The sequence below is a fragment of the Nocardia callitridis genome (genome assembly GCF_039543305.1).
Taxonomy (GTDB): Bacteria; Actinomycetota; Actinomycetes; order Mycobacteriales; family Mycobacteriaceae; genus Nocardia; species Nocardia callitridis.
In genome coordinates, this window is sequence record NZ_BAABJM010000003.1 from 434956 (window position 1) to 443195 (window position 8240).

Annotated in this window: 10 protein-coding genes; 7 read left to right on the top strand and 3 right to left on the bottom strand. The window is 68.4% G+C overall.

The genetic code is table 11. The features are described from left to right. Positions 1-255: 255 nt before the first annotated feature. The 5 genes from priA to hisI all read left to right on the top strand — a co-directional run bounded on the left by priA (position 256) and on the right by hisI (position 3995). Positions 256-987: a bifunctional 1-(5-phosphoribosyl)-5-((5-phosphoribosylamino)methylideneamino)imidazole-4-carboxamide isomerase/phosphoribosylanthranilate isomerase PriA gene (gene priA / locus ABEA50_RS19675; RefSeq protein ID WP_345497018.1), complete on the top strand. Its 732-nt coding sequence runs from the start codon at positions 256-258 to the stop codon at positions 985-987. Further along, entirely contained in the window at positions 984-1826 is an 843-nt protein-coding gene (locus tag ABEA50_RS19680) for an inositol monophosphatase family protein (RefSeq protein WP_345497019.1), read from the top strand. The genes priA and ABEA50_RS19680 overlap by 4 nt, the downstream gene beginning before the upstream one ends. Further along, complete coding sequence (hisF, locus tag ABEA50_RS19685) at positions 1823-2596, top strand: imidazole glycerol phosphate synthase subunit HisF (RefSeq protein WP_345497020.1); 774 nt, start codon at positions 1823-1825, stop codon at positions 2594-2596. The genes ABEA50_RS19680 and hisF overlap by 4 nt, the downstream gene beginning before the upstream one ends. An 80-nt stretch (positions 2597-2676) precedes the next feature. Continuing rightward, positions 2677-3615, top strand: a complete 939-nt coding sequence (locus ABEA50_RS19690; protein ID WP_345497021.1) for a TIGR03564 family F420-dependent LLM class oxidoreductase — start codon at positions 2677-2679, stop codon at positions 3613-3615. A 17-nt stretch (positions 3616-3632) separates the two neighbouring features. After that, the gene (gene hisI / locus ABEA50_RS19695) at positions 3633-3995 is read left to right on the top strand and encodes a phosphoribosyl-AMP cyclohydrolase (protein WP_345497022.1); all 363 of its coding nucleotides are present in this window, start codon (positions 3633-3635) and stop codon (positions 3993-3995) included. Positions 3996-4454: 459 nt separating this feature from the next. Here hisI and ABEA50_RS19700 read toward each other — a convergent pair whose 3' ends face one another. The 3 genes from ABEA50_RS19700 to ABEA50_RS19710 all read right to left on the bottom strand — a co-directional run bounded on the left by ABEA50_RS19700 (position 4455) and on the right by ABEA50_RS19710 (position 6278). Then, a complete protein-coding gene (locus ABEA50_RS19700) occupies positions 4455-4940 on the bottom strand; it encodes a MarR family winged helix-turn-helix transcriptional regulator (protein ID WP_345497157.1) in 486 nt (161 codons plus the stop codon). Positions 4941-5141: 201 nt separating this feature from the next. Beyond that, on the bottom strand, positions 5142-5717 hold the full coding sequence (locus tag ABEA50_RS19705; protein ID WP_345497023.1) for a permease: 576 nt from the start codon (positions 5715-5717) through the stop codon (positions 5142-5144). 99 nt (positions 5718-5816) lie between these two features. Continuing rightward, on the bottom strand, positions 5817-6278 hold the full coding sequence (locus ABEA50_RS19710; RefSeq protein WP_345497024.1) for a peroxiredoxin: 462 nt from the start codon (positions 6276-6278) through the stop codon (positions 5817-5819). Between the two features lie 95 nt (positions 6279-6373). On the opposite strand from ABEA50_RS19710, the gene ABEA50_RS19715 reads away from it, so the two are divergent. Both ABEA50_RS19715 and ABEA50_RS19720 read left to right on the top strand, forming a co-directional pair. After that, positions 6374-7924 (top strand): anthranilate synthase component I, encoded by a 1551-nt coding sequence (locus tag ABEA50_RS19715; RefSeq protein WP_345497025.1) that lies wholly within the window; start codon positions 6374-6376, stop codon positions 7922-7924. After that, positions 7921-8240 (top strand): hypothetical protein (locus ABEA50_RS19720; protein WP_345497026.1); only part of this gene is annotated, 320 nt, incomplete at its 3' end. The genes ABEA50_RS19715 and ABEA50_RS19720, both read left to right, overlap by 4 nt.

An 8240-nucleotide genomic window follows, 5' to 3' on the forward strand; every position in this document is an offset into this window, starting at 1 on the left:
TGGTCGGCGAGCGCGGTCGCCGAGCCAGACCCTACCGCCGCGAGGTGAGCTGGACAGGTTCGGGTCAGTCACAATTCGGCAGCGGTGCTGCGGCTTTCGGTGTGGGCGCGGCGCCCGCGCGCATCGGTTGTCGACCGTCGGCCGCGCGATGATCTCGGTCCGCCGCATCGGCCGCGACCTCTGGCGCCGACCGTTGACGCGACATCAGCGCAGGCCGAAGGCGGGCCGTGCGGGACCGACCACTAAGCTGCCCCCGTGAGTCTTGTGCTGCTACCCGCCGTCGACGTCGCCAACGGAGAGGCCGTGCGCCTCGTGCAAGGAGAGGCGGGCAGCGAGACCAACTACGGTTCGCCCCGCGACGCCGCGCTGGCCTGGCAGGAGGCGGGGGCCGAATGGGTGCATCTGGTCGACCTGGACGCCGCCTTCGGGCGCGGTGACAACCGTGAACTGCTCGCGGGAGTGGTCGGCGAACTCGACGTCAAGGTCGAGCTGTCCGGTGGCATCCGCGACGACGACACCCTGGGCGCCGCGTTGGCTACCGGCTGCGCGCGGGTGAATCTCGGCACCGCGGCGCTGGAAGACCCCACCTGGTGCGCCAAGGCCATCGCCCGCCACGGCGATCGCATCGCAGTCGGGCTCGACGTGCGCATCGTCGACGGCGAGCACCGGTTGCGCGGGCGCGGCTGGGTGAGCGACGGCGGCGATCTCTGGGAGGTGCTCGAGCGCCTCGAGCGCGACGGCTGCACGCGTTACGTCGTCACCGACGTCACCAAGGACGGCACGCTCACCGGGCCCAATCTCGACCTGCTCGTCGGCGTCGCGGGAGCCACCGATGCCCCGGTCATCGCGTCGGGTGGCGTTTCGACGCTGGCCGACCTGAGCGCGATCGCCGAACTGGTCCCCGACGGTGTCGAAGGCGCGATCGTCGGGAAGGCGCTCTACGCGGGCCGGTTCACGCTGCCCGAAGCTTTGGCCGCGGTGCGATGAGCCCACAGTCGCGCACCACCGAGGAATTGAACGCGCTGTTGGCGGTGGCCGCGACGATCCTCGACGGGGTCAGCGCACGCTTCACCGAGGGCATCGGCTCACCCAGTGCGGTCGTCAAGGGGCACAACGATTTCGCCACCGAGTTGGACCTGGAACTCGAGCGTACGGTCTCCGAGCAGTTGCGCGAACGCACCGGAATCGCCGTGCACGGTGAGGAATTCGGCGGCCCGCAACTCACATCGGGGACGGCGTGGGTGCTCGATCCGATCGACGGAACATTCAATTACTCTGCGGGGCACCCACTTTCGGGCATGCTGCTGGCCCTGGTGCAAGACGGTGAGCCGGTACTCGGGCTCACCTGGCTGCCGCCGCTCGGCCAGCGTTACGCCGCGGTGGCCGACGGCCCCCTGCTGCTCAACGGAAAGCCGATGTCGCCGCTGGCACCCAAGGCGCTCGCGGATTCGATGATCGGCTTCGGCGCGTTCAATGTCGACTCGCACGGTCACATCCCCGGCCAGTTCCGGTTCGATCTACTCGGCCCGCTCAGCCGCCTGTCCTCGCGCGTGCGGATGCACGGTTCCACCGGCATCGACCTCGCGTTCGCCGCCTCGGGTGTGCTCGGCGGCGCGGTGGTATTCGGCCACCACCCCTGGGACAACGCGGCCGGTGTCGCGCTGGTGCGCGCCGCGGGCGGCGTGGTCACCGACATCGCCGGTACGCCGTGGACGATCACCTCGGATTCGGTGCTCGCCGCCGCGCCCGGTGTACACGCGGAACTGGTGGACATGATCAGCGCGGTCGCCGACCCGATCGCCGACAACGAAGGAGCCCCGCGATGACGGTGGCGGTGCGGGTGATCCCGTGTCTCGACGTCGACGCCGGCCGTGTGGTCAAAGGCGTGAACTTCCAGAACCTGCGCGACGCGGGCGATCCCGTCGCCCTGGCCGCCGCCTACGACGCGCAAGGCGCCGACGAGCTCACCTTCCTCGACGTCACGGCCTCCACGGGTGATCGAGGAACCATGCTGGACGTCGTCACCAGGACGGCCGAACAGATCTTCATCCCGCTCACCGTCGGCGGTGGTGTGCGCACCGTCGACGACGTCGATCGGCTGTTGCGTGCCGGCGCGGACAAGGTTTCGGTGAACACCGCTGCCATCGCCCGCCCCGAGGTGCTGCGCGAGATGTCGCAGCGGTTCGGGTCGCAGTGCATCGTCTTGTCGGTCGACGCGCGCACAGTCCCCGACGGCGAGCCCGATACCCCGAGCGGGTGGGAGGTCACCACACACGGCGGCAAGCGTGGCACCGGTATCGACGCGGTCGAATGGGCCACGCGCGGAGCGGAACTCGGCGTCGGGGAGATCCTGCTGAACTCGATGGACGCCGACGGCACCAAGGTGGGTTTCGATCTGCCCATGATCCGCGCCGTGCGCGCCGCGGTGGACGTGCCGGTGATCGCCAGCGGTGGAGCGGGCACAGCGCAACATTTCGCGCCAGCGGTACACGCCGGTGCCGACGCCGTGCTCGCCGCCAGCGTGTTCCACTTCGGTGATCTGACGATCGGCCAGGTGAAGGATTCGATGCGCGCCGAGCGCATCACCGTGCGCTGAGTGTCGCCGCCGCGACCACGGGTGCTCGCGAATTCGCGTTGCCGGGAAGCGATTCCGGGCCGCACGGGTTGTCTACTCACATGACCATCGGAATCGCTCTCGGACCGTCCGCGCTCGACACCGCCAACGCGGTAGACACCGCCGTCGGTCTCGCACGCAAGATCGCCGACGCCGGGCTGGACTCGGTCTGGTTCGGGCAGCAGTTCGCGACCGATTCGTTGCTGGTGTCGACGGTCGTCGGCAGGGAAGTGCCCGGTCTGGAGGTCGGCACCTCGGCGATTCCGATCAGCGCGCGCCATCCGCTGCTGATCGCCGGTCAGGCGCAGACCGCGCAAGCCGCCACCCACGGCCGGTTCACCCTCGGCCTGGGACTGGGTGCCGCCGCGTTCACCCAGCCGGTCTTCGGGGTGCCGTTCGAACGTCCGGTCGCGCGGCTGCGCGAGTTTCTCACCGTCCTGCGCTCGATCCTGGATACCGGCGCGGTCGATTTCCACGGGGAGACCGTCACCGCGTCGAGCACCTTGCCGGTGCGAGTGTCCGGCGCCGAACCGACGTTGCCGATCCTGGTCGCGGCGATGGGACCGCAGGCACTGCGCGTGACGGGTGAGCTCGCCGACGGCACGCTGCCGTTCCTGATCGGCCCGAAGGCGCTCGCCGAAGACGTGGTCGCGCCGCTGACCAAGGCCGCGGAGCGAGCGGGCAGGCCGAGGCCGAGGGTCGCGGTGATGGTTCCCGGTGTGGTCACCGCGGACCTGGCGGGTGGGCGCGCGGCCGCCGCCGAAGCGACCGCCTTCTACGACGACATCCCGTCCTACCAGCGGGTGGTCGAGCGCTCGGGTGTCTCGCGTGCCGCCGACCTGGTCGTGGTCGGGGACGAATCGGTCATCGCCGCCCGGGTCGCCGAGTACTTCGAGGCCGGAGCCACCGATGTGCTGTTCGCGCAAACCGACCTCACCACCGAGCAGGACCAATGGCGCACCTGGCAGGTCCTCGGCGAGCTGTCGGGCCCGTCGGCCTGACCTGTTATAACGGTGTCATGACTACCGACACCACCCCGCTCGACCCCGCCGTCGCCGCCCGGCTCAAACGCAACGACGCCGGGTTGGTCTGCGCCGTCGCGCAGGAGCGGGACACGGGTGCGGTGTTGATGGTCGCGTGGATGGACGACGAGGCGCTGGCGCGGACGCTGAAAACCCGTCGGGGAACCTACTATTCACGGTCGCGTCAGCAGTACTGGGTCAAGGGCGAGACCTCGGGGCACACCCAGTTCGTGCACGAGGTGCGGTTGGACTGCGACGGTGACACGGTGCTGCTCGTGGTCGACCAAGAAGGCGCTGCGTGCCACACCGGTACGCACACATGCTTCGACACCGATGTGTTGTTGGCCCCCAGTTCGTGAATGTTCGGCCTGAACAAGTGCGCCGCTGGCATCGAGGACGTGGTTGATGTCGCGACCGTGGGGTTTCGGTCGGAGTGTTGTGGTGGTCTTGGGGTCGGTGCAGCCGACGTTCGCACTCGGTTGTGTCCTGGAGGTGTTCGGCACCCGGCGCACGGGACTGCCGCAGCATGACGAGTTCGACGGTTGCACCCAGGAACCCGATCGTGTCCGGGTGGTGTTGTGACTGTGGGGTGGGGCCGCAGCGGCGCGGTGGTGATCGTGCCCAGGTGATGTCGCGATCGTCCGGCTGGGCCGACAACGTCAAGCGGCAGGTTCAGGACCGGCGTTGTTTCGATGGCGCGGTAGTGGAGGTCGGCCCAAAGTGGTGTGGCTGTGCCGATTTCGAGATGCGCCGTCGAGGCTCGATACCGAACTGTGCGGTGGGCGCTCGAACAGCCTTGTGTCGGCGGTGAGTTCGGCTCAGACGGGCCGGTGGTCGTTGTCCGGGTCCTCGGTGTCGGTCGCAGCACGCTCGCCGCTGTCGGCGGTGACCTCGGGGCTCGGCGGGCGGCCGAGACCGTCGGCGAGTTGGAGTGCGAGAACCTCGGTGAGCTCGGCCAGCAGGCCCTTCTGGTCGGTGGTCAATCCGTCGAAGACCAGGTGTCGCACGGCATCCAGATAGCCGGGGGCGGCCTCCACGACCTTGTGGTATCCGTCGTCGGTGAGGACCGCGTGCACGCCTCGTCGGCCGGTGGTCACCGAGCGTCGCGCCCAGCCCATGCGCTCCAGCTTCGAGACGACATGCGAAAGCCGGGATAGCGATGCATTTGCCTTCTGTGCGAGCTCACTCATCTGTAGTCGGTGCCCCGGCTCCTCGGACAGCAACGTGAGTACCCAGTATTCGAAATGTGTAACCCCGGACTCGCGTTGGAGTTGGGTATCCAGGGCGCCGGGTAGGCGAGTCATCAGCGCGACGATCGCGCGCCACGCTCGCTGTTCTACGGGATCGAGCCACTTCGTCACTGTGTGCCTTCTTTCAAGCCAAGTGACGTGGGTTGTTCGGTAAGCCTAACGATTAATGAGAAGCATCTTCACAGTCACCCGCAGTGCTGAGTTTGCCACGACTTCGCTCGAACCTCATAAACGGCCAGGTTCGGATGGTCGCGCTCAGGCGTTTCGGTGGCGTCCCGTGGTGGTGTCGGTCGCGGTGTCCTGCACACCGGAGCCGCGCGTTCCTCGGCGGCGCCACCAGCGCGTGAGCGTCAAACCCACGGCGCCGAGGAAGAGCACCAGGGCGATGATCGCGCCGGTGATGCCGGCGCCGCGGAAGGCGGGGCCGTCGACATCGAGGATGCGCTCACCCGCGTGGGCGGCATTGCTGCCGCCGAGCACGATCGTCAGCGTCAACAGGTTGGGCACGGCGAGCAGCAACGCGAGGATCACCGAGGCGCCAGCGACGAACTTCCCGCCCTTGCGCCGCCACATCGTCACGGCCAGCAGCAACAGCAACAGGGAAGCGAGCGTGAGCAATCCGCCGAAGAACAACCCCCAACCGATGCCCTTGGCGAAGCTGCCGCCCACCAGGCTCGCGATGCGCTGGGCCCACCAGCGCGGCAGGAACGCCGCGAGGATGAAGTAGGCGACCACGAGCACGACGATCAGCGCGAGTACGCCGATGAGCCGTGGTCGCCACCTCGCCCACGTGGACTTCTCCAGAGCCGGTTGCCCGTCGCGTGTCGTCATGGCTGTCAGACTAGGCCGACATACCGCGCGAATCGTGCCACCGAAGCGGTGTTTCGGGCCGTTCGCGCCGATGTCGGCGCCATGGTGGGCGCGTGCGCCCTATTTCGTCCGTGCTCGCAGGAATTTCAGCGCCTCGTCGGCGTGCACGGCGGCACGGAATTCGCCGCTGATCACGGCGCCGATCGTGCGATCGGGCTCGATGACGAACGTCTGGCGCTTCACCGGCGCCAGCTTGCCGAGCAGCCCGCGCTTGACGCCGAACTGTGCGGCAACGACGCCCTCGGGGTCCGACAGCAGTGGGTAGCCGAGATTCTGCTTGGTCGCGAAACCGGCCTGGGTGTCCACCGAGTCGGCGCTGATGCCGACGCAGCTGGCGCCGAGCGCGGCGAATTCGGCGCTCAGGTCACGGAAGTGGCAGGCCTCGGCGGTGCACACCGGGGTGTTGGCGGCGGGGTAGAAGAACAACACCACCGGTCCCTCGGCGAGCAGGGAATCGAGGGAACGGGTGGTGCCGGATTGATCGGCGAGCTCGAACTGTGGTGCTTGCTGTCCTGTCTGCATGCGTCTCAGTATTGTCGCGGTCCGGATTTTCCGCCGTGTGGCCTCGGGTGGGGTGCGCCGACGAGGGCACCGAAGCGACCTGGGAGAATGGCCGCATGCCAGGCGCGTCCACCTCTACCACGACCCGCGACCAATTCCATCAGCTGGCGGCCGAGCACCGCGTGGTGCCGGTGACCCGAAAAGTGTTGGCCGACTCCGAGACCCCACTGTCGGCCTACCGCAAGCTGGCGGCGGATCGAGCGGGAACCTTTCTCTTCGAATCGGCCGAGAACGGCCGGTCCTGGTCGCGCTGGTCGTTCATCGGCGCGGGCAGTCCCTCGGCGTTGACCGTCGTCGACGGTGCGGCCGCGTGGCTCGGTACGACACCGGTGGGCGCCCCCTCGGGCGGCGATCCGCTGGCCGCCCTGCACGAGACCCTCGAACTGCTGCGCACCGAGCGGGTGGCCGGATTGCCGCCGTTGACCGGTGGCATGGTCGGCTACCTCGGCTACGACGCGGTGCGCAGAATGGAACGGCTGCCCGAACTCACCACCGACGACCTGCACGTGCCGGAAATGGTGATGCTGCTGGCCACCGACCTCGCCGCGTTCGACCATCACGAGGGCGCGATCACTCTCATCGCCAACGCGGTGAACTGGAACGGGACCGACGAACGCGTAGACGAGGCCTACGACGACGCGGTCGCCAGGCTGGACCGGATGACCGAGGCGCTGGCGACACCGGCCGCGTCGACGGTGTCGGTGTTCGACCGGCCCGAACCGAACTTCCGGCGTCAACGCACCAGCGACGAGCACTGCGCGGGAGTGCGCAAGGTGGTCGAGCAGATCGAGGCCGGTGAGGCGTTCCAGGTGGTGCTGTCGCAGCGCTTCGAAATGGATTACGCGGGCTCGCCGATCGACCTGTATCGGATGCTGCGCGCCTCCAACCCCAGTCCGTACATGTATCTGCTGCACGTTCCCGACAGCGAGGGCAACACGGCGTTCTCCATTGTCGGCTCCAGTCCGGAATCGCTGGTGACGGTGAAAGACGGTATGGCGACGACGCATCCGATCGCGGGCACGCGCTGGCGCGGCGCGACGGAGGAAGACGACCTGCTGCTGGAGAAGGACCTGCTGGTCGACGAGAAGGAGAACGCCGAACATCTGATGCTCGTCGATCTCGGCCGCAACGACCTCGGCAGGGTGTGTGAGCCCGGCACGGTGCGCGTGTCGGAGTACCGCCACATCGAGCGCTACAGCCATGTGATGCATCTGGTGTCGACGGTGTCGGGCCGGTTGGCCGCTGGGCACGCGGCGCTCGACGCCGTGCGCGCCTGTTTCCCGGCCGGAACGTTGTCCGGGGCGCCGAAGGTGCGGGCGATGGAGTTGATCGAGGAGTTGGAGCTGACCCGGCGCGGGGTCTACGGCGGTGTCGTCGGCTATCTCGACTTCGCCGGTGACGCGGACACCGCGATCGCGATTCGGACCGCGCTGATCAAGGGCGCGACGGCCTACGTGCAGGCCGGTGGCGGCATCGTCGCCGATTCCGAACCCGAATACGAGGACACCGAGTCGCGCAACAAGGCGATGGCGGTGCTGAAGGCGATCGCCGCCGCCGAGACCATGCGGGCATATAGCGCGCCCGCCGATGTCGGTGGTGCGGTGTGAGTGGCGCCGAGCCCGGCGCACCCCGACCGGAGACGGAGTCCGACGCGGCGAACGCCGGTGTGCTCGCGGGGACCGGAGCGGACGGCCAGGTGAATAACACGGCGGGCGAGGAGTCAGCGTCCACGAAGCGCGGGGATATCCCGTCACCGGAAATCTCTGAGGCACCGAGAAGCGCTGCGTTGTCGGAGGGCGCTGCGTTGTCGGAGGGCGCTGCGTTGTCGGAGGGCGCTGCGTTGTCGGAGGGCGCTGCGTTGTCGGAGGGCGCTGCGTTGTCGGAGGGCGCTGCGTTGTCGGAGGGCGCTGCGTCGTCGGAGGG

Coding starts and splice junctions, on each gene's coding strand:
- ABEA50_RS19680 (WP_345497019.1), top strand. CDS start 984: ATGAGCCCACAGTCGCGCACCACCGAGGAATTGAACGCGCTGTTGGCG.
- ABEA50_RS19715 (WP_345497025.1), top strand. CDS start 6,374: ATGCCAGGCGCGTCCACCTCTACCACGACCCGCGACCAATTCCATCAG.
- hisF (WP_345497020.1), top strand. CDS start 1,823: ATGACGGTGGCGGTGCGGGTGATCCCGTGTCTCGACGTCGACGCCGGC.
- ABEA50_RS19700 (WP_345497157.1), bottom strand. CDS start 4,940: ATGACTCGCCTACCCGGCGCCCTGGATACCCAACTCCAACGCGAGTCC.
- ABEA50_RS19710 (WP_345497024.1), bottom strand. CDS start 6,278: ATGCAGACAGGACAGCAAGCACCACAGTTCGAGCTCGCCGATCAATCC.
- ABEA50_RS19705 (WP_345497023.1), bottom strand. CDS start 5,717: ATGACGACACGCGACGGGCAACCGGCTCTGGAGAAGTCCACGTGGGCG.
- ABEA50_RS19690 (WP_345497021.1), top strand. CDS start 2,677: ATGACCATCGGAATCGCTCTCGGACCGTCCGCGCTCGACACCGCCAAC.
- hisI (WP_345497022.1), top strand. CDS start 3,633: ATGACTACCGACACCACCCCGCTCGACCCCGCCGTCGCCGCCCGGCTC.